Source organism: Paraburkholderia sp., assembly GCF_026225065.1.
Classification (GTDB): Bacteria; Pseudomonadota; Gammaproteobacteria; order Burkholderiales; family Burkholderiaceae; genus Paraburkholderia.
On the sequence record NZ_JAMFSB010000344.1, the window covers coordinates 1 to 20297 of the forward strand.

Sequence of the window (20297 nt, forward strand, 5' to 3'; positions counted from 1 at the left end):
GAAACCTCGCCTGTAGCCGTTTTGCACTCGTACCATCCCTGCGGATGCAGAAAGCGTTGCTGGAAATGCGCGATCTGCCTTGGCAAGACGGCGCGCGCGGCCTCGTCATTGCGTGTAGCCAGAGCGCGCAGATATTCGCTCTGCGCCCAGATCCGCTGCGTGGCGTCCTTGATGCGGCCGGCTTCGTCCAGCGACGCGGCGACGCCGCCCGTCACCGGATCGACGCCGTGCCGTTGCGCAAAGTCAAAGGCGCGCGTCAGTGCCTCGTCGAGTCCCGATCCTTCCAGCAATGCGCCGGCCTGCTTGACCAACCAGAACCATTCGAACGGGTGCCCGGGCTCAAGACGATTGTCATCCGCGCCTAACGGCAGCTCCGCGATGCAGCCCGTCGGCGCATGCACGAAAGTGCGCTCGATCGCGCCGGCCAATTTGTGCAAAGCGGTGTCGAACGTGCTATCGCCGGTCGCTGCGCGTGCGGCGAGCCACGCTTCCGTGAGGTGCATCAAGGGGTTTTGCACATGTGTGCCGGTCACCGTCGAAAACGTTGCGTCCAGCGCGGCGTTGAGCAAGCCACCCTGCGCGGCGAAGCGGTCTTCGATTAGCGCCGAGGTACTGTGAACCAGGTCCAGCGCATCCCGATTGCCCGAGCGCGCGCCGAATTCAGCGCAGGCGACGACCAGGAAAGCGTGCGTATACAGGTCCTTGGTCGTATCGAGCGGCGTACCCTCTGAATCGACGCTATAGAACCATCCGCCCCGCTGCTTGTCTTGAAAGTAGTGCACGAGCGCATCGAACAAGACTTCGGCCTGGGCCGTATCACCTGCCTGAGAGAAAACGAACAATTGCCGTGCGCAAGCCATCGCCCGGTAGCGTTCGGCCGGCAGCGGCCGGTGGCCTTCGGTGCTGACTGCCTCGTAAGGCAGTTTCAATGTGGTGTTGAAGCCCGGCCCGCGCCAGATAGGCAGAACGACGCGTGCAAAATGATCGCGTAGGGCGGTGGCAAGGGTGATCGCGGAGGCGGGTGTGTTCATGCTATGAATCTGCTTGGGGTAGAGCCGTACAAGGTTGCGGGCGCTGGGTCCGGCAAGGCAGCGCGGGTCCAAGCATAAATCAAACCGCGAGCGAGGGCACGTTTGCGACCTTCTCAAATGCGGTTCCAATAATTTCAGATAAGGAGGAACAACCATGCTGGGCAATGTCGAACTGGTCTCGCGGCTGGTATTGGCCGCGGCGCTTGGCAGCGTCATCGGTATCGAGCGTGAGCGGCTGTCGTGGGCCGCCGGCTTGCGCACTCACATGCTGGTGTGCGTCGGCTCGGCGCTCATCATGATTGTCTCCGCGTTCGGTTTTGCCGATGTGCTCGGCGCCAAGAATGTCGTGTTGGACCCCTCGCGGATGGCCGCCCAGGTGGTCTCCGGCATCGGCTTTCTGGGCGCGGGCTCGATCCTGATGCGCGGCGAGATCGTGCGGGGGCTGACGACTGCGGCGAGCCTGTGGTCGGTGGCGGCGATCGGGCTGGCGGTGGGCGGTGGCATGTACACGGCGTCGATCGCGGCGACCATCATCATCCTGATCATCCTGGCGGGGATCAAACCACTCGAGCGGCGTTTCATCACAGTCAAACAGCGGCGTCAGCTGACGTTGCTGGTCGAGCGCGGCGCGCTCACGTTTCACTCGCTGCACGAGGCGCTCGGCGCGGCGAGCCCGCGTGTCAAACAGTTTGTGATGCAACAGAGCGACGATGCGCCCGAGTACGATGTGGTGATGATCACACTGCACCGCGTCTCCTCAACCGAATATGCGGCGATTCGCACCCGCTTGCGTGAATTGCCTTGCGTGAAGGAGCTTCGGGAGGACGATCCGACGGTTTAAATCGGCGATGGGCTTTAGCTGGCGCGGGTGGCCGTGAGACAATGCGCTCTCGAAAAAACTGATGGCATTTTGTAGCGGCATTCGGCGCCCGGTGGTTGGCGACGACCGCTTCTTTCCCTATGGCAGATTCCGCAGCATCCACGCAGTCCCGTACGTCCCGCGCCAGCTCGAAGAAGCGGCGCGCCAACACCATCTCCACCGAGACCGAAAATAAACTGGCACGCGCCGCCCGCTCGGCGCAGCGCTTAGCCCAACTGAGCGACGCGTCGCGTGACGGCAGCACGCTCGACATGTTCCCCGACGATCCTACCCGCGCGACGCTGGAGGCGATGAATATCGACATCCGGCAAGGCACGCTGCATGGCTTTGAATTGCCGGATGTCGTACTGGCTGCGGTTGGTGCGACGACTAGCCTGGAGAGCGCGGTGAGCGCTTCGTCCGAAGTACGGGCGGCGCGCCGCGCGCCGCGTGAGAGGACCGAGGCGGCCTATGCGGCTGTGCCGTTGGCGGGGTTCGAGCGCATCGAGCCGACGCAGAAGGTGAGTGCGCCTAAGGATTTATCTTCCAATGCTGTGGGCGTCGGCGGCTTGGTGCCTGAAGCGGTGGAAGTGGTGGATGGACCGGTGGCACTGGCGGCACCGTTGGGCGATTCGCAGCAGACCTCACCGGCCGTTAGCTCGACGCTCGTCTCACCGTCGATGGCGGCGGCGAGTCTGGTGCGCAGCGTAACCGCACGGCGTCCGATCGTCGATTCGTCGTTCGCCCCGACTATGCCGACTGCCCCGGACGCGTCGGCTACGCCGAGCGCCCCGGCAGACACTTCTAAACCGGCGGGTTTGCTGCCTCAGCGAGTTACGGCGAGTTTTGCCACGCCCGCAACGGCGTCGCGCGAGACGGCGGATCTGAACGGCGAGGCTTTGGATCCCGCGGCGACTGGGCCCACGACGGGGAAGGTCAATCCGTTGCCCGACGATGCGGCTGGAGTGGTCACGCCGCCGGCAAGTGCACCGGAACTCGACCGGGCGCGCGCGACGGCGTTCGCCGACACGGTTGACGCGCTGTATGGTGTGATCTCCGATCAGCGCCACGCTGCGACCGATCACTCGCGCCGGATGAAATGGATGCTGTCGATCGTCGTCGGCGCGTTGCTGGTGACTGTCGCGATTGGCATCACGCAGACGGTTCTGCTGATGCGTCTGACTCGCGAAACCACGGCGCAGCAGCACCGTATCGAACAGTTGATGCAGAACGAGCAGACGGCCATGACGAGCCTGCTCGACGCACACCTCGCAATGGCGAATCCGGTAGCAGGTGCCGCGTCCACGGCCTCGGCGCCGATTGCGACACCTCCTCCCGCTGTTGCGACCGCGGCGCGTGCTTCACCCAGCAGCAAGCGAAAAGCGCACACTCACGCTCACAAGCCTAAAGTGGTTCCCGCCGCCCACTGAGCGAATCGAGCCAGAGAACGCGCTGTCGCTCGCGGCGTCCGTTCCCGGCTCAACCCGCTGCCCTTCCTGTCGTTTCGAACGATCAACCCACCACGCCGCTTTCAAAAGGCAGGGTGCGTCCGCGCTCGCAATGATAGTTGCGGTAAGGCGAAGCGCCGCCAGCCATGTGTCCTGAGACGAATCGCGGGATTTAAACTTCCATCGTCAAAGCACAAACGATGGCCGGACCCCCGGCCGGCTTTCTGACGAGCGCAAGATGGCGACCAGCGAACACAAATTTTCAATCGACGAACTGATTCAGGCGCTGCTGCGCGCCCAAGGCATCCACGAGGGTCACTGGGCATTGAACGTTGAGTTTCTGGCGAGCGGCACTGCGGCGAATTCCCCGGTCGACCCCACGAAGACATTGCCTGCTCTGCTGGTATCGGTTGTTAGCGCCACGCTGGTCCGTACCGAAAATTCGGCGCGGGGTACGGTGGACGCGGCCGTTGTCAATCCACGCAAGCGTGTCGCGGCGGCGAAAAGCGCGCGAACCAGGAAAGCGCACGCCAGTACGCTCCAATGATCGCAGCGTTGATAGGGCCGCATCGCTATTGTTTAGCTGCGCGCCCGGCGTAGCTTTCTTGTTGTAATGACGCAACGCAACATCCAGTCGAATGGGTGCGACAAGCGACCACAGTCAAAAAATGTTGCAACGCACTAGCTTTTTCATAGGGAAAACCCCTATAATGCTTCTTAAGGGAAAACCCTAGCAACCAATCAACCGGGAGTCGCCATGAGCGTTATCTTTGCAGTGTTCCAAAAGGTCAGCGACCTCTTCGCGTCGCCCCATCTGCCGATGGATTCGGATTACTCGTACGAAGCGCGTAGCCGCGAAGCTGAACGTCAGCGTCGCGCGCAGTCCACGCTGTTTGGCATCAAGCTGAGCGACTAATTCGCTTAGATCCGGCGCGGCGAGCCGCGCCGGGTGAGCGCTTTGGGCGCGCGCTGCTGCATACGAGCCACGGCCCTGCCGTGGCTTTTGTTCGTTTACGACCTGTTATTGGTGCATCCACGCGTTTTGATTAATCGTCATAGGAAATTCTCGGCTTTCGAATGCACTGCTGAATATTTCAACGCCGAAATGAATGTAACGATGACTGACTGCCATAGCACGCTGGATCCGCACAGAATGCCTCGCCAAGACGCGAAAAAGCTTGCACTTTCCCGACGGACAGGCCTGTTCATCGATCCCCGAATATTGATACTTCTTCTTACAAGCGCTCACGTCTTTAATCGTTTGGCCCCGTTAAAGTTGTTTTCAAGCGCAGGGCACCGGGCGTCGTGGCGATTAGCCAGCCTGCACCTGAGCAAACCTTGAATCGGAGGTCTCACTATGAAAACGTTGAACAAGACATCGCGTACCATTCTCGCCGCTCTGGTGGCCGGCGGGGCATTGCTCACCGCGGGCAGCGCCTTTGCGCAGGCAGATCGCGTTGTGATTTCGGCACCGGGTCCGGTCGCGACTTATGACCAACCACGGATGATTCCGGTGGGCGTGCAGATTGATATCGGCTGGCACGGCGATCGTTATTGGGACGGCCATCGTTATTGGGCGCACGACGACTGGATGCATCACCACCCGCACGATCGGGATCCGTATCGGCACGACGACCACCGTCAGTAATGGTTTGGTGGTAACGGCGCCTGTGGCGCTGTTGTGAGGTCTGACGAGGCCGGTCTCTCTTGACGAGAGGCCGGCCTTGTTGCATTGGACTCGCAAATCCCGGCTCTGCGCTATTCTTAAACACTTTTGTCGACGCCCCAGCGGGGAGAGCAGCTTCGACAAGGCAGTGGTCGGTGTAATAGGCACAGGCCTGATGGGCCTAGGCATTGCGACGCAGAGCGCGTTGTACGTATATCGGACGATTGTCCATGACGTCGACGCGGGGCGTCTTGCCAGCGTGGCATCCAAAGCGGAAGCGGTGCTCGACGAACTGATCGACGCGGGCCGTATCGATGCCACCGCCAAGCGCGCGGCCGTCGCGCGCATCGAAACGCACGTTCGGCTCGAGACAATGGCGGCCGCGCAATTAACCCACAAAATTCCCAGACAGCCGTCCCTTCCAAATGAACGACACCTACTTCTACGACCCGGCCAAAGGCCACGGTCTCAAGCACGATCCGTTCAAGGCGATCGTTGCTCCGCGCCTGATCGGCTGGATCTCGAGCCGCAGTGCTGCAGGCCACCTCAACCTGGCGCCGTACAGCTTCTTTGGCGCCTTTGCGACCTTCCCGGCCATCATCGGTTTCTGCAGTGAAGGCCGCAAAGACAGCATTGGCAATATCGAGGAAACCGGCGAATTCGTCTGGAATCTCGCCACCAGGCCGCTCGCCGAGCAGATGAACCGCAGCTCCGCGCCGGTGGCGCCCGAGGTCGACGAATTCCAGCTCGCAGGACTCACGCCAGCGCCGGGTCGCAGCGTTTCGGTGCCGCACGTCGGCGAATCACCCGCGGCGCTCGAATGCAAGCTGCTACAGATCGTGCGCCTGAACGCCCTCGACGGAACACCGATGGATAACTACCTCGCCCTCGGTCAGGTGGTCGGTGTCCACATCCAGAATGCCTATCTCAAGGACGGCCTGTTCGATACGCACGCGGCCCAGCCGATCATGCGCGCGGGCTATCGCGCCGACTATGCACAGATCGGCGAGATGTTTCAGATGATCCGCCCGACTGCGTGAACCAATGTGGTTGGCCGGTTTGACAGTGCCGCCGTCCGTTTGACAATGCCACCAGCGAAGCTGGAACGCTTGATGCTTGAAAACGGCGCTCACCGTGCCGTTTTCCTGCCCGTTCATCTTTCTGGAGCGCGATCATGTCTACCGAATTCGCCACGCAGTTCACGCATGTCCGTCCGCAAGACACTTCGTACGAGGACCAGGGGCTGCGCGACTTTTTTCTCTACCGCGATCTCGGCATCGCGCAAGCGACAGGAGGCAAGGTCCTGGCCCAGCTTGTGAAGGCGAACCATGCACCAGAGCAAGGCACCGGCTGGCACCGTCATGAGGCCGATTTCCACATTGTGATCATGCTGAAAGGCTGGGCGCGCTTCATGTACGGCGAGAAGGAGACGCTCGTCGCCGCCGGCGATTGCGTCCATCAGGCGCCCGGCATCGTTCATTACCTGTTCGACTACTCCGAAGATATGGAGTACATCGAAATTGTTTCGCCCGCGGATTTCAAATCGATCGATGCGCAGGGGCCGTGCGACGTCCCGGCCGTCACGCCGTGGAAAAGCGTAACGGCTTGAACGGGGCGGAAATCGTATCAGGCCGCCGGTAGGGCGCAGGCAACGAAGCGGCTCCTACCGGTTCGACTCAAGCGGCGTTACTTCGTGGCGACGCCAGCGACGCCTTGCCTGAAGAGGATGCATCGGTCGCCGCTGCAGCCGCCGTCACAGCAGATGCGGCTGGCGCCGCAATGGGCGCCGCGACCACCGGCACCGGCCGGATCGCCTGAGCGCGCGAACTCACCGCGGTCGCGCGCGGCTCATTGTCGTAGATCACTGCCCGTACACGCGGATAGATATGCCGCTCCCAGCGATGGCCGTTGAACACCCCGTAGTGTCCGACGCCCGTCTGCACATGATGGGTCTTGAGATAAGGCCGAAGCTTGTCGCACATGTCTTGCGCCGCGAGCGTCTGCCCGACTGCGCAGATATCGTCCTTCTCACCCTCTACAGTTAGCAGCGCCGTGCGACGAATCTTCGACGGTTCGATCAGGCGTCCGCCCACCTCCAGTTCATGCAGCGGCAACGCATGGCGTTGAAATACGGTCTCGACGGTTTCCAGATAGAAATCCGCCGTCAGGTCCATCGTTGCGAAGTACTCCTCGTAGAAGATCCGGATGGTGTCCGCCTTGGCCGGATCGCCTTTGGCGCGCTCGTAATACATCGTCTCGAACGAATCGAGGTGACGGCCGAGGTTCATTGCCATGAACGCGTTGAGTTGCATGAAGCCCGGATACACGCGGCGGTGCGCACCCGCAAAACCGAACGGCACCGCGCTGATCAGATTGCGCTCGAACCATTCAATCGGCTTGCTCTTGGCGAGCGCGTTGACCTTGGTCGGGTTGATGCGCGTGTCGAGCGGCCCAGCCATAAGTGTCATGCTCGCGGGCTGCGCAGGATGGTCGTCCGCAGCCATCAGCGACACCGCCGCGAGGGCGGCAACCGTCGGCTGGCAAACCGCCAGCAGATGGGTGCCGGGACCAATTGCTTCAACGAACTCGATGATGTGCTGGACGAATTCCTCAAAGCCGAAGCGTCCCTGCGAAAGCGGCACGTCGCGTGGGTTGTGCCAGTCGGTGATGTACACATCGTGCTCGGCGAGCATCGTCTTGACGGTGCCGCGCAACAAGGTCGCAAAGTGGCCGGACATCGGCGCAATCACCAGCACGCGTGGCTGAGCGGGTGAGGGGGCCGTTTCCTTGCGGAAATGCAGCAGCGAACAGAACGGCGTGTGCGCTGCGACCTCCTCGACGAGCTTGACCGGTTTGCCGTCCACCTCGATGGTGTCCAGCTCGAACGGTGGCCTCGAGTGAGTCAGACCGGCCAGGGTGATCAGGTCGCAAGACGCACGTAGCGAGCGGCCTTGTGGCGTTTCGCTGAACGCCGGCCACGCGTCCAACGAATGATTGATAAGCGCCGCGCCGTGCCGAGCCGGAAGCATCAGGTCGGCGAACGCTTGATAAGCGGGATATGCGAACAGGTTCATAGCCTTCGCACGAATGCCGAAAAGGAAGGAGCCCGAATAGAGGCAATACATGTGCCAATGCGTTAAGCAGCGCTGGACACCCGCCTGCGCTGGCATAGCATTTGCACCGTTCCGAGCAGGGTGCCGGTTTTGCCGCGGTTTGGTGCGCATACGCACCACAGCGTGCATAAGGCGGCCCGACACCATGGGCACCACAGACAGGGCTCCCGCTCAGGAGGAGATTGGTATGGCGAATACGACGCTCACCATCAGCAGCAAGAACTATTCGTCATGGTCCCTGCGGGGCTGGCTGCTGACGAAGTTCAGCGGATTGCCTTTCGAAGAGATCGTGATGCCGGTGGATGATCCCAGCGCGCGCGCCGAACTGCTATTGCTTTCGCCATCGATTCTCGTGCCTTGTCTGTTTCATGACGGCATCAAGGTCTGGGACACATTGGCGATTGCTGAGTATCTCAACGAGGTGCAGCCCAATGCAAAGCTGTTGCCGGACGACCGGCGTGCCCGGGCGCACTGCCGGGCCATCAGTGGCGAGATGCATTCGGGGTTTGGTTCGTTACGCTCGGCACTGCCGATGAACCTCAAAGCGCATTTCCCGGGCTTCAAGGTCTGGGCGCGAGCGCAGTCCGATATCGACCGGATCGTTGCAATCTGGCGCCAGTGTCTCGAGCAATACGGCGGTCCCTATCTGTTTGGAGAACGTAGCGTCGCCGATGCGATGTATGCACCGGTGGTGACGCGCTTCGTCACCTACGACGTCAAGCACGACCCGGATATCGTCGAATACGGACAGCGCATCCTCGCGCTGCCGGAGATGCAGCAATGGACGGTCGACGCGCAGCAGGAAGTCGACGAGATCGATGAGCTGGACGTCGAGTTCTAAGCGTCCTCGCAACTTCGCGTTTTGCTCCAGACCCGGCGCGCCTCGGGCGGCCGTGCCCCGGATCAATCCCGACGCGCTGCGTCGAGCTTGAACACGCTCACCACCTGCGCGAGCCGTGCGGCCTGATCGCGTAGTTCTGCGGCGGCCTGTTCGGCGTTGCCGACAATCGCGGCGTTCTGTTGGGTCGCTTCGCCGATCTGCGTAACGGCGATATTCACCTGTTCGATGCCGCCCGACTGCTCGCGCGACGCCACGCTAATTTCGCCCATGATCGCACGGACCTGGCCGACCCGTTCGACGATGCCATGCATCGTCGCGCTCGCCTCTTCGGCGATCTTGAAGCCACTTTGGACCCGCGCGGTCGATTCGCCGATCAGCGCTTCGATTTCCTTCACGGCAGCCGCGCTGCGTTGAGCAAGCGCACGCACTTCGGAGGCGACCACTGCGAAGCCCCGACCGTGTTCGCCAGCCCGCGCCGCCTCGACCGCTGCATTCAGCGCGAGGATATTGGTCTGAAACGCAATGCCCTCGATCACGCTGGTGATGTCGGAGATTTTCTGCGAGGAGCGGGTGATCTCACCCATCGTCGAGACGACGCGTTCCACTGCGCGGCCGCCTTCCATCGCTGCTTCGGAGGCGCTCGTCACGAGTGTATTGGCCTGTGCGGCGTGGTCCGCGTTCTGCTGTACGTTCGATGTCATCTGTTCCATGCTCGCGGCAGTCTCTTCGAGGCTGCTTGCCTGCACGGCGATGCGCGAGGCGATATCGCCGCTGTCGGACGCGATCTTCACGGTGCCTTGCGTCATGTCGGACGACGCATTGCGCACCTGGACCACAATGCGCGCGAGGCCTTCGCCGATGCCGTCTATCGCCAGCATCAAGCGCCCGATCTCGTCGGCGCGGGCGTTGTTCCCATCCACAAGCCGCACGCTCAGATCGCCTGCGGCAAGACGTTCGGATGCCTTGGCGACTTCCTCGATCGGACGGCTCACCAGACGCCGTACAGCGATCAGGAAAACCACAGCGAACGCGACGACCAGTGCGAGGCCAATCAGCAGGAAGCGGTTGCGGGTGGCCGTGACCTCGGCCATCACCTCGTCGCGCGGTGCAATGCCACCCACCAGCCAGTGCCATTCCGGCACCGTGGCGAACGACACGTATTTGTCGTGTGCCGAGCTCTCGCCGAGTGCCGCGTCGGCTGAACGGTATTCGAGCTGGCCTTGCTGCATGTCGAGCATCTGCTTGTACGGCGCGTTGGCATCGTCGGCGAGCTGTCCGGCGGCGACCGGATGCACGAGGAACTTGCCGCGGTCCGCACCGTTCGACGCGTCGAGCACGAAGTAATAACCGCTGTCGCCAATCTTGAGTTGGCGGATGCCGTCCTGAACCGACTGGATCTGGGCGCCTACGTCAACGCCGACGAAGAACGCGCCGATCACCTTGCCGCTGGCGTCCGTGATGGGCCGGTACTGCGTGATGTAACGCTTGCCGAACAGCGTGGCGAGACCGGTGAAGGTTCTGCCCGCGACGATCAGACCGTAGGCCGGGCCTTTACGGTCAAGCAGCGTGCCGATTGCCCGGCTGCCGTCCTGCTTCTTCAGCGACGTGGTCACGCGCACGAAGTCGTCGCCGGTGCGCGCAAACACGGTGGCGATGGCGCCGCTACTTTGCAGGAATTGGTCGGGGATCGAGAAGTCCATGTTGAGGACTTTGTCGCCCGCCTTGATGGTGGGTGTCGCGACGCCGTTGATGTCGACTTTTTGCGATTCGTCGAGTGTGTAGGTAGTCGGCAACAGGCTGGCGAACAGTGTCATGGAGCGGCCGACCTCGGCCGACAGGCCCTGGTTGAACAGGGCGATCATGGCGGCGATCGAACGGTCTTTCTCGGCGATACGGGCCAGCACCTGCTCGCTCACCTGTTCGCCGGCCGAGCGGGTCAGCGCCCACGTGAACGCGGCAAAGATCAGCGCGACCAGCGCGCACGAAAGCATGGCGAGCCTGGCCCCGACGCTGGCGCGACGCAAAGAGAATATTTCCATGGGTTTCTGCGGGTAAAGAGATGAGAGAGATAGCGCGCGCCGTGCGTCGATGCGGAGTGCGCCCATGCTCGTCTTACGGCAGATCGACCGGTTTCTTGAGGTTGGAAACGTTTGCAGCAAGGGATGGATGGGGGCACAGTTTGACGGCCAGGCTCGAGCGCAGGTGATAAGCCTGGCCTCGACTATTTCGGAATGATTTAGTCTATGTTGACAAAATAAGAGAACTATTTGGTCAGGATAGACAAATTCAATTTTGTTCGATAGCTTGATAAACTGTAAAATTTGGTCTATGTTGATCAAATAACCCGCCTAATTTGTCAACATAGACCCCATGCGACGCCAGAACAAGGAATTTGTCTCCCCGGACTTGAGACGCCGCTCCGAAGCGCTGGGTTCGGCAATCTCCGCGGCCCGTATTGCCCGGAACATGAGCCGACAGGACTTCTCAGAGAGGGCCAGCATCAGTCCGAGCACTCTTGTGCGGATAGAAAAAGGTGACGTGTCGGTCAATTTTCTGGCGTGGCTTCAGGCCTTGGAACGAGCCGGCTTGCTTGGGCTGCTTGAGCCCTTATCGCTTCCGCAAGCCGACGTCATAGGGGAGTCGAAACGAAAGGCCGAGGCGCGCAAGCGGCCTCGCAGGAGCAAGGTAAAGGATGATCCGTACGACTTCTGAAATAGCGGACTGGACGAAAACCGTCTTCATCTGTCTCGATGGTGAGAGTGGGGCTGTTCCCGCCGGCCTGCTCACCATCTATGAGCAGGGCATCAGGCCCGTGCGTTCCACTTTCGTTTATGGCAACCGATACCGGGAGCGCAAGAACGCGATTGCCGTCGACCCCGAAAGCCTGACGCTGGTCGAAGCGAACAGAACAGGCAAGCCAGTCACGTTCGAACCGCCAGCGGGGCTCGCTCTCTTCGGCGCCATAAGGGATTCGGCTCCCGACTCGTGGGGGCGGCGCGTAATCGAAAACAGTCTCGACGCCGAACCGAATTCGCTGCCGGAGACCGACTACCTTGCTTACGCAGGCCCGCACAGGACAGGAGCGCTCGACTTTCGAAATTCGCCAACGGCGGCAGCGCAAACCGGCAAATTGCCTGACGCGAAAGACCTGAAGTATCTGCTCGATGCGTCCGCGACGATTCAAGAGGGCCGACCTGTGCCGCGCAATCTCGACGTGTACTTTACGGTCGGCGCAACATTTGGTGGCGCGCGTCCCAAAGCCGTCGTGCTCGACCGGGCGCGGCAGTGGGTGGCCAAGTTCCCGGCACTCAATGATGGCTTCAACGTGCCGCTGATCGAGAGGGCGACGTTGGAACTCGCACGTCAATGCGGCCTGCGCGTGCCGGATCTTGCACACGTGCGGCTTGCCGATGGGCGAGATGTCATGCTGATCGAGCGCTTCGACCGGCTGCCGTTGGCAACAGGCGGGTTCGCACGCCGTCACATGGTTAGCGCGCTGACCATGTTAAGGCTACACGAGAGCGATACGGCGGCGGCACGGTACGCCGACCTCGCCGAGGTTCTGAACAATCATGGCGCGAGCGGCTTTGTTGCGCTCGATAAGGTCGAGCTTTTCAAGCGGATGGTATTCAACGTACTCGTGTCGAATGACGACGATCATTTGCGCAATCATGCATTCGTTTGGGACGGTGCAGGGAACGGGTGGCGCTTGAGTGACCTGTACGACGTGGTGCCGAAGCCTCAGGTCGCCACACAACGATATCTGGTTCTTGGCGTCGGCCAGAAAGGCCGACTCGCTACGCTCGAGAATGCGCTTTCTGCGGCCGGCCAGTTCGGCATCCTGGCCGGCGACGCTGTGGCGTACATCAATGAGATTGCGAGCGTCGTGCGTGAATGGCGAACCTGGTTCGACGAATTTGGCGTGCCGCAAAGTGAATGCGACAAGGTGGCGAGTGCTTTCCGCAACCCTAAAGACATAGGACTCGCGCTCATCAAGTAGTCGTCTTGGCGCCGCGCCAGGTGCGCAACAACAGCGCATTGGTCACGACGCTTACGCTTGAAAACGCCATTGCCGCGCCTGCCAGCATCGGGTTCAGCAGACCGAGCGCAGCAAGCGGAATACCGATCAGGTTGTAGACGAACGCCCAGAACAGGTTCTGCTGAATCTTGCGCCAGGTGCGGCGCGAGATGTCGATTGCGTCGGCGACGAGTGCGGGGTCGCCGCGCATCAGCGTGATACCGGCGGCATGCATGGCGACGTCGGTGCCGGTTGCCATCGCGATACCGAGGTCCGCGGCGGCGAGGGCCGGGGCGTCGTTGATGCCGTCGCCAGCCATCGCGACGATGCCGGCGGTGCGGATCTTCAGATCGCGGATCACACGCGCTTTGTCCTCTGGCAGCACATGGGCGTGGAATTCGTCGATACCGAGTGCGGCTGCGACGGTGGCCGCGCTGCCTTCGTTGTCGCCGGTCAAGAGCACGCTGCGGATGCCCATTTGTTTGAGGCGTTCGATCGCTGCGCGTGCACTCGGCTTGATGGTGTCGCCGAAGGAGAGCAACGCGAGTGCTTGCGCGGGCGTGGCGGCGTTGAGGTTTTCGCTGTTCCCATGGTCCGCGTAGCTCATCAGCCACGAGACGGTATTGCCTGCGCGTTCGAGTTGTTGGGCGCGGGCGGCGAGTTCAGGTGTCAGGACGATGCCCAGTTCCTTGAGCCAACGGCTGCTGCCGATCGCGAAGGTGCGGCCGTCGATCTCGGCTTCGACACCACGTCCCGGCACAGCGCGGGCCCTGGAGGATGCTCCCAGGAGGGAGCGGTTGGAAGATGTCGTATCAAGGCGCGCCCCAGAGGCCGCGGCCGCGAGGGAGTGACCGGAAGCGGCATCCTCGTGGCGCGCGTCTTCATAAGCCTTAACGACTGCCCGCGCCAGCGGATGATCGCTGTCGCGCTGCACGGCTGCCGCCAAGGCGAGCGCCGCGCCGCGCGCCATGCCGATCGGCTCAAACGCCGTCAGCGACGGTTGTCCCACGGTCAAGGTCCCGGTCTTGTCGAACGCGACGAGGTTCACACGATGCGCGATTTCCAGCGCCTCGGCGTCCTTGATCAACACTCCGTGGCGCGCGGCTACCCCAGTGCCCGCCATGATCGCCGCGGGTGTCGCCAGGCCGAGCGCGCACGGGCAGGCAATCACCAGCACGGCGACCGCGTTGAGGATCGCAGTCTCGCCGCCTGCGCCGACAATCAGCCAGCCGACTAGCGTGAGCAACGCAATCACCAGAATCGCAGGTACGAAAATCTCGCTTACTCGGTCCACCAGCCGCTGGATCGGCGCCTTTTCGGCCTGCGCCGTTTCGACAAGGCGAATGATCCGCGCCAGTGTGGTCTCCGCGCCGATCGCCTTCGTCATGACGGTGATCGCGCCCTCTCCGTTGATCGAGCCGGCCGTAACCGGGTCGTCGGGTTGCTTCGGCACGGGCAGGCTCTCGCCGGTAATCAGCGATTCGTCGATGTGAGTCCGGCCGTCGAGCACTGCGCCGTCGACCGGTACCCGCTCACCCGGCCGTACGACGACGATCATGCCGACCCGCACCTGCGCCAGCGGCAATTCATGTTCCTTTTCGCCGACGCGGATGCGCGCGCGCTCCGGCCGCAACGCGTTCAACGCGCGGATCGCGTCGGTGGTCTGGCGCTTGGCGCGCGCTTCCAGCCACTTACCGAAGCGCACCAGCGTAATCACGACCGCCGAGGCCTCGAAGTAGAGATGCGTCGCGCTGCCCGGATGGGCGATCAGTTCGTAGACACTGATGCCATACGCCGCCGATGTGCCGAGCGCGACCAGCAGATCCATATTGCCCGCGCCGGATCGCACTGCACGGTACGCCGCCCGGTAAAACCTCGCGCCGAACGCGAACTGCACGACTGTGGCGAGCGCGAACTGGAGCCATGGAGGCACCATCGCGCCGATGCCGTGCGATGCGAAGTTGCCGCCGAATCCGTCACCGATCATCGGCAAGACGAGCGGCAGCGTCACCAATGCGGAGATCGCGACGGCTACGAGTTCTCGGCGGGTTTGGTCCTGGAGGCGTTGCGCGCCGGAAGCTGCGACGGCGGGCGCCGCTTCCTCGACGACCGGTGTCGCCTGATAGCCGGCTTTGGTCACCGCGGCAATGAGCGCATCGACGCCGGTGGCCGCATCGCTCAGATTGACGGTTGCCTTTTCGGTCGCAAGATTGACGGACACGCTCGCGACGCCTGGCACTTTGGCCAGCGCCTTTTCGACCCGCGCGGAACACGAAGCGCAGGTCATGCCGCTGATTTCGAGTTCTGCGCTGGCCTGCGTCGTGACTTCGGGAATGGAAAGATCAGTCATGGTTTGGGCTCGGGGCGGCATGTGGCCGCGTCATGAGTCCAAGTATTCACCTTCCCACGATGGGAAGGTCAAGGGCTAACCCCCACAAACATCGACTAGGGCCAGACCGCGCGTCAAACCAGATTTAAAACGCTGGCGGTGCGTTCAGCATTGCTTCGGCGACGGCCTCCTGCGCCTCGCTGCCGCCGGCCAGCAACGCATCCACGGCGCCATGCCGGTCGCGTGCTTCCTTGTTCTGACCCAGCTTCCATTTGCCGATCAACCGGGTGACTTCGATCTCGATTCCAACGATCGCCCCAAGCATCTGGGAGATATAGTCGGCCGGCGCGTCCCCCATCTTCCAGGGCCGCGGTTCATTGGCTTCCATCGTGCGGGTAAGCCGCGCCACGAGGCCGCGGACGAATGCTTCATCGTCGCGCACGACGATCTTGCCGTGGGCGTGAACCACCATGTAGTTGTAGGTCGGAACCTGACGGTGCGCCTCGTGCTTGCTTGGATACCAGTTCGGCGAAATATAGGCGGCCGGCCCCTGGAAAATCACCAGCGTGTCCGGTTGCGAAGCCACTTCCTGCCAGACCGGGTTGGCCCGCGCAACATGCGCCCTTAGCGTGCCATGCGGACCCTCGGCCGGCGCTAATTCGAATGGCAGATGATTCGCGTCCAGACCATTGGGACCGGTGGTCACGAGCGTGCCAAACGGCTGCTCGGAGATGAGTTGACGAAGGACCTCGGGACGGTTCTCTTCGAAATGGGCAGGGACGTACATGGGCGCTCCGGGGGCGTGAAGGTGCGAGTTGTGCAAAAGGTGCGTTTGTGCCTTTGCGCTTGCTAGCTGTCAAGGATACGATACAACCCGTTGTTGTCGGGATCGAGATATGTGGCGAGTTCGCGGGGGCTTGGGAACCACGTGGGCAGAGCCGCCGCCGACCGACGCCTGTCCCTGGACCGAACGTTCTGCCACCTGAACGAATGATAAAAAATCGCCGAGCACTGTTTTCGTTTCATTGGACCTGCGCTTCGTTCGCAGGCTTCGCCTTTCTCGCCGGCTGTGCCTCGACACATATCGACGCACCCAAGCCCACCGGCTGGATCAAGGACGAGGTGGCCGACTCCTACGTGTTCGGCTACCCGCTCGTGCTGATGGAAGTGGCGCGCGATGCCGCAGTCGGCACCGATCCGGGTCAGGCGCCCCTCAACGCGCTGCGCCACGCGCAGGCGTTGCCGCCGGTCGGCTCATCCAATCCGCCTACGCCAGGTATCGACACGTTTGATTCGAGCGGTTGGCTCGACCTGGCCGCGGAACCGGTGATCCTGACGTTGCCCGACTCGCACGGTCGTTATGTCGATGCCCGCGCGCTCGATATGTGGACCAATGTGGTCTGGTCGACCAGCGCCCAGATCGGGCCGCGATCCAGCGGGATCAGGGAGCAGGCGATCGCCTTTGCCGGTCCCGGCTGGCAGGGCGATTTGCCAGCGAACGTCAAACGCGTTGACGTGCCGACCCGCAACGCGTGGGTGACCGTGCGGATCCAGTCGAGCGCCGGTCGTGACGTCACGGCGGTACGCAAACTGCAGCGCGGCATGCGCCTCGTACCATTGAGCGAGTACACGAGCGATAAGCGTTCGGCGTCGATCGCGCCGGGCGGCAACGCAGCGGCGGCTGCGGCGTTGGCGGCATCCGGCTCGCCGGCGGCGCAGATCGCCGCGCTCGACGCCGGCGGCTTTTTCAACCGGCTCGCGCAGGGGTTGCAGGACAACCCGTCCGTCCCTGACGATCCGCACGCGTTGAAGATCCTCGCCGACCTGGGCGTGAAGCCTGGTGAGCCAGTCAAACTGCCAGACGCCAAGGACGTTATCACCGAGGGGATGGCCGATGGCCGCGAGCGTGTGGTGACGCCTCCGCCGAATCTGCTGAGCGTGAACGGCTGGAGCTGGTTCGGTGACGGCGTCGGCAACTACGGTCCGGATTACGCGTTGCGTGCTTACGCAGCATACGAGCAACCGGGCATCGGCACGAAAGACGACGAAGTGCGCGCCACGGTCACGCTGGATAGCGACGGCCACGCGCTGAACGGCGCAAACCGTTATGTGATCCATTTCGCGCCGAACCAGTTGCCGCCGGTGCGAGGCTTCTGGTCGATCACTGCCTACACGAAGGAAGGCGCGCTCGGTGAGAGCGCGCCGGCACGGCTTGCCGTCGGCGATCGCAACGGCGCGCGCCGCAACCGGGACGGCTCGCTTGACGTGGTGGTGTCGTCGGCACACGTGCGGGCGGCCAACTGGCTGCCGGCGCCGCGCACCGACCTGCAACTCGTCCTGCGACTCTATGCACCTAAACCGCAAGCGACGGATGGCACCTGGCAACCGCCAGCCGTCATACGTCAATGATGACGGAGTGTGCATCGCGTGATTGCGATGCACACCTTTGATGCCGCCACAGCAGCGGTGTCCGGCAACCGACAAGTCGATAGTTTCCGAACCTGCAACGCAGGCTCGCAGTGTTGCAGAAATCGTCACAAACGCGTGACTAAACTTTGTGCTCGCGCGCGCTCATGCGCATCGGGTGTTTGTTTGCTTTCGGCTTACATTTCTATCCCGCATACGTCTCACGACATATACTTGCCCGAGGCAGGACTCTAGTTATCGCGGCGGGCTTGCCGCCGCATCACCCATGACCGAGCATGGCAAGCCTCAATAAAGCATCCCTGACATCTTCCCTGCAGGCCGTGCGCGGTGTCGCGCAGGCACGTCGCACACGCCGTATCGTGATCGGCCTGCTGATCTTCCTGGTGTTGTTCGGTCTGTTCGGCTTTTTCGCGGCGCCGCCGCTGATTCGCCATATCGCCGAGCAACAACTCAGCAAGCAGCTCGACCGGCCCTCGACCATCGGCCGGATCGCGCTCAATCCGTACACGCTCCGGCTCGAAGCGGACCGCATTCATATCGGCGAGCGTGGCGGCCAGGGCGATTTCGTCGATATCTCGCGGTTGATCGTGAAGCCGTCGTGGAGCTCGCTATTTCGCGTAGCGCCGATTGTCGATGAAGTGCAGCTCGATTCACCGCGTTTCACCATCGTTCGTTACGACGCTCAGCGCTTCAACTTCACGGATCTGATCGAGAAGTTCGCCAAGCAGCCGTCCAAGCCGGATAGCAAGCCGACACTGTTCTCCGTGTCGAACATCCGGCTCGAAAACGGCCAGATCACCTTCGACGACCGCCTGCTCGGCGTGAAGCACGTGATCGATCAGTGGAAGCTCGGCATCCCGTTTATCGCCACGCTGCCGTCGAAAACCGACATCTTTGTCGAGCCGCTGCTGCGTGCGCGCATCGACGGCAGCCCGCTTGCGATCGATGGCAAGACCAAGCCGTTTGCCGCGTCGCGGGAATCGGAGGTGTCGCTGCGGTTCGACGGGCTGGACGTGCCGAAGCTGCTCTCGTATTCGCCGCAGAAGTTGCCGGTGACGGTGCAGGCGGGCAAGCTCTCGACCGATCTCAAGCTCAATTTCATTGTGTCCGATGATGCGCCTTCGTTGCGCGTGACCGGTACTGTCGACCTGAACGATATCGACGTCCTCGATGAAAACAAGCAGCCGTTTTTTGCCGCGCACGCGCTGCATGTCGCGGCGGCGACGCTTGAGCCGATGAAGAGTGTCTATCACTTCGACGATATTCGTCTCGACACGCCCACCGTGAATCTGGCGCGGGACAAAGACGGTGTGCTGAGCGTCGAGAAGACGTTCGCTGCACCGCCTGCGTCTGCACCCGCGGCTGCTAGCGAGGCGCAGGCGGCGGCGAGTGCAAGTGCGCCCGAAGCGGCATCGTCGACGGCCGGCGCAGCCAAACCCGCCGCGCCGCTCGACCTTGCGATCAAACGCTTTACGCTTAACGACGGCACGGTCAACGTTCAGGATGATGCTGCTTCGAGGCCGGTCGCGCTGGGACTGAAGGGTCTCGCGGTGTCGCTGGCGGATTTTTCGACGGTGGCAAAGGCGCCGGCGCGATATACCGTGAGCACCACGTTCAAGGACAGCCCCGGTTCGCTGGACGCGGCGGGCTCGCTCGGTCTGGTCACCAAAAACGCCGATTCGAAGATCGACCTCAAGTCGCTTCCGCTGCCGATGCTGCAGCCGTATCTCGACAGCATGACTGCCGCCCAGGTGACCGACGGCGCGCTCTCCGTGACGACCAACCTCAGCGCTAACTGGGCGAAATCGCCGCCCGACATCCAGGTGGGCGCAACTCAACTGGACCTGCAATCGCTGAAGCTGGCGGCGCGCGGCGGCAAGGAGCCCGCGGTGGCGCTCGCCCAGGGTCACGTGGACGTCAAGCAGGTGGACGTGCCAGGCCGCAATGCGGCGATCAATGGCGTCGACTTGACCGGTCTCGTGATCAACGCGCGGCGCATGAAGGACGGCAGCATCGATCTCGCTGCGCTGGCCGGACCGCACCAGGAGGCGCAGCAACGCACCGCGATTCACGCTGCCAAGCAGGCGCAGGAACAGGGCCCGGCATGGCATTACACGATTGGCGAACTGAACCTGAAGGACGCGACGGCCAACTTCACCGACAACAGCACGCCGCGTCCGGTCAAGCTCGCCGTTTCGCCGCTGCAACTGAAAGTGCAGCAGATCAGTGACGACTTGAGCAAGCCCCTGCCGATCGATCTGCAAGCGACGCTCAATCGCAAGGGCACGCTTGGCGTGACCGGCGACGTCACGGCGACGCCGCTCAAGCTCGCGCTGAAGGTGGACGCCAACCGGCTGGATGCCGCTGCGTTCGAACCGTACTTCGGCGGCAAGTTGAATGCGACGATCGCGAGTGCGTTACTGAACATGAAGGGCGACGTGGCGATGTCGCAGGCATCGAAAGCGCTGAAGGCTTCGTACCATGGCAACGCGGCGCTCGTCGACGTTCGCATGCTGGACAAGGCGACCTCGGACTCGTTCGCGGGCTGGGGATCGCTCGCGCTGA

The 20297-nt window shown here is 62.4% G+C and carries 17 protein-coding genes and 1 pseudogene; 13 read left to right on the top strand and 5 right to left on the bottom strand.

What is annotated here, in order from left to right; translation table 11 throughout:
* The coding region (locus M0954_RS23855) for an AGE family epimerase/isomerase (RefSeq protein WP_297355880.1) at nt 1-1031 on the bottom strand (1031 nt) is incomplete at its 3' end.
* A 154-nt stretch (nt 1032-1185) separates the two neighbouring features.
* On the opposite strand from M0954_RS23855, the gene M0954_RS23860 reads away from it, so the two are divergent.
* The 8 genes and pseudogenes from M0954_RS23860 to M0954_RS23895 all read left to right on the top strand — a co-directional run bounded on the left by M0954_RS23860 (nt 1186) and on the right by M0954_RS23895 (nt 6613).
* Complete coding sequence (locus M0954_RS23860; protein ID WP_133893778.1) at nt 1186-1872, top strand: MgtC/SapB family protein; 687 nt, start codon at nt 1186-1188, stop codon at nt 1870-1872.
* 119 nt (nt 1873-1991) lie between these two features.
* Nucleotides 1992-3320: a hypothetical protein gene (locus M0954_RS23865; RefSeq protein WP_297355882.1), complete on the top strand. Its 1329-nt coding sequence runs from the start codon at nt 1992-1994 to the stop codon at nt 3318-3320.
* A 256-nt stretch (nt 3321-3576) separates the two neighbouring features.
* The gene (locus M0954_RS23870; RefSeq protein WP_297355883.1) at nt 3577-3885 is read left to right on the top strand and encodes a hypothetical protein; all 309 of its coding nucleotides are present in this window, start codon (nt 3577-3579) and stop codon (nt 3883-3885) included.
* 210 nt (nt 3886-4095) lie between these two features.
* Entirely contained in the window at nt 4096-4254 is a 159-nt protein-coding gene (locus tag M0954_RS23875; protein WP_166660859.1) for a hypothetical protein, read from the top strand.
* A 441-nt stretch (nt 4255-4695) separates the two neighbouring features.
* Nucleotides 4696-4986: a hypothetical protein gene (locus M0954_RS23880; RefSeq protein ID WP_133893776.1), complete on the top strand. Its 291-nt coding sequence runs from the start codon at nt 4696-4698 to the stop codon at nt 4984-4986.
* A 193-nt stretch (nt 4987-5179) separates the two neighbouring features.
* Nucleotides 5180-5392: pseudogene (locus M0954_RS23885) on the top strand (3-hydroxyacyl-CoA dehydrogenase NAD-binding domain-containing protein); the annotation flags it as partial.
* A 37-nt stretch (nt 5393-5429) separates the two neighbouring features.
* The gene (locus tag M0954_RS23890; RefSeq protein WP_122157588.1) at nt 5430-6044 is read left to right on the top strand and encodes a flavin reductase family protein; all 615 of its coding nucleotides are present in this window, start codon (nt 5430-5432) and stop codon (nt 6042-6044) included.
* A 134-nt stretch (nt 6045-6178) separates the two neighbouring features.
* On the top strand, nt 6179-6613 hold the full coding sequence (locus M0954_RS23895) for a cupin domain-containing protein (RefSeq protein WP_122157589.1): 435 nt from the start codon (nt 6179-6181) through the stop codon (nt 6611-6613).
* A 67-nt stretch (nt 6614-6680) separates the two neighbouring features.
* Here M0954_RS23895 and M0954_RS23900 read toward each other — a convergent pair whose 3' ends face one another.
* Complete coding sequence (locus tag M0954_RS23900) at nt 6681-8078, bottom strand: polyhydroxyalkanoate depolymerase (RefSeq protein WP_123387122.1); 1398 nt, start codon at nt 8076-8078, stop codon at nt 6681-6683.
* Between the two features lie 226 nt (nt 8079-8304).
* On the opposite strand from M0954_RS23900, the gene M0954_RS23905 reads away from it, so the two are divergent.
* Nucleotides 8305-8958, top strand: a complete 654-nt coding sequence (locus tag M0954_RS23905) for a glutathione S-transferase family protein (RefSeq protein ID WP_297355885.1) — start codon at nt 8305-8307, stop codon at nt 8956-8958.
* 62 nt (nt 8959-9020) lie between these two features.
* On the opposite strand, the gene M0954_RS23910 is transcribed toward M0954_RS23905, so the two are convergent.
* Nucleotides 9021-10997: a methyl-accepting chemotaxis protein gene (locus tag M0954_RS23910; RefSeq protein ID WP_297355887.1), complete on the bottom strand. Its 1977-nt coding sequence runs from the start codon at nt 10995-10997 to the stop codon at nt 9021-9023.
* A 331-nt stretch (nt 10998-11328) separates the two neighbouring features.
* Here M0954_RS23910 and M0954_RS30380 point away from each other — a divergent pair, with 331 nt between their 5' ends.
* Nucleotides 11329-11670, top strand: coding sequence for a helix-turn-helix domain-containing protein (locus M0954_RS30380; protein ID WP_367279531.1), 342 nt, complete (start codon nt 11329-11331; stop codon nt 11668-11670).
* Nucleotides 11651-12958, top strand: coding sequence for a type II toxin-antitoxin system HipA family toxin (locus M0954_RS23915; protein WP_297355889.1), 1308 nt, complete (start codon nt 11651-11653; stop codon nt 12956-12958). Before M0954_RS30380 ends, M0954_RS23915 begins: the two co-directional genes overlap by 20 nt.
* Here the strand turns inward: M0954_RS23915 and M0954_RS23920 are convergent.
* A complete protein-coding gene (locus M0954_RS23920; protein WP_297355891.1) occupies nt 12951-15347 on the bottom strand; it encodes a cation-translocating P-type ATPase in 2397 nt (798 codons plus the stop codon). The two genes, M0954_RS23915 and M0954_RS23920, sit on opposite strands and share 8 nt — an antisense overlap.
* Nucleotides 15348-15450: 103 nt before the next feature.
* A complete protein-coding gene (locus M0954_RS23925) occupies nt 15451-16092 on the bottom strand; it encodes an FMN-binding negative transcriptional regulator (RefSeq protein ID WP_122157596.1) in 642 nt (213 codons plus the stop codon).
* Nucleotides 16093-16295: 203 nt separating this feature from the next.
* On the opposite strand from M0954_RS23925, the gene M0954_RS23930 reads away from it, so the two are divergent.
* Nucleotides 16296-17714, top strand: a complete 1419-nt coding sequence (locus M0954_RS23930) for a DUF1254 domain-containing protein (protein ID WP_133893770.1) — start codon at nt 16296-16298, stop codon at nt 17712-17714.
* A gap of 293 nt (nt 17715-18007) precedes the next feature.
* A partial coding sequence (locus tag M0954_RS23935) for a DUF748 domain-containing protein (protein WP_297355893.1) occupies nt 18008-20297 on the top strand: 2290 nt, incomplete at its 3' end.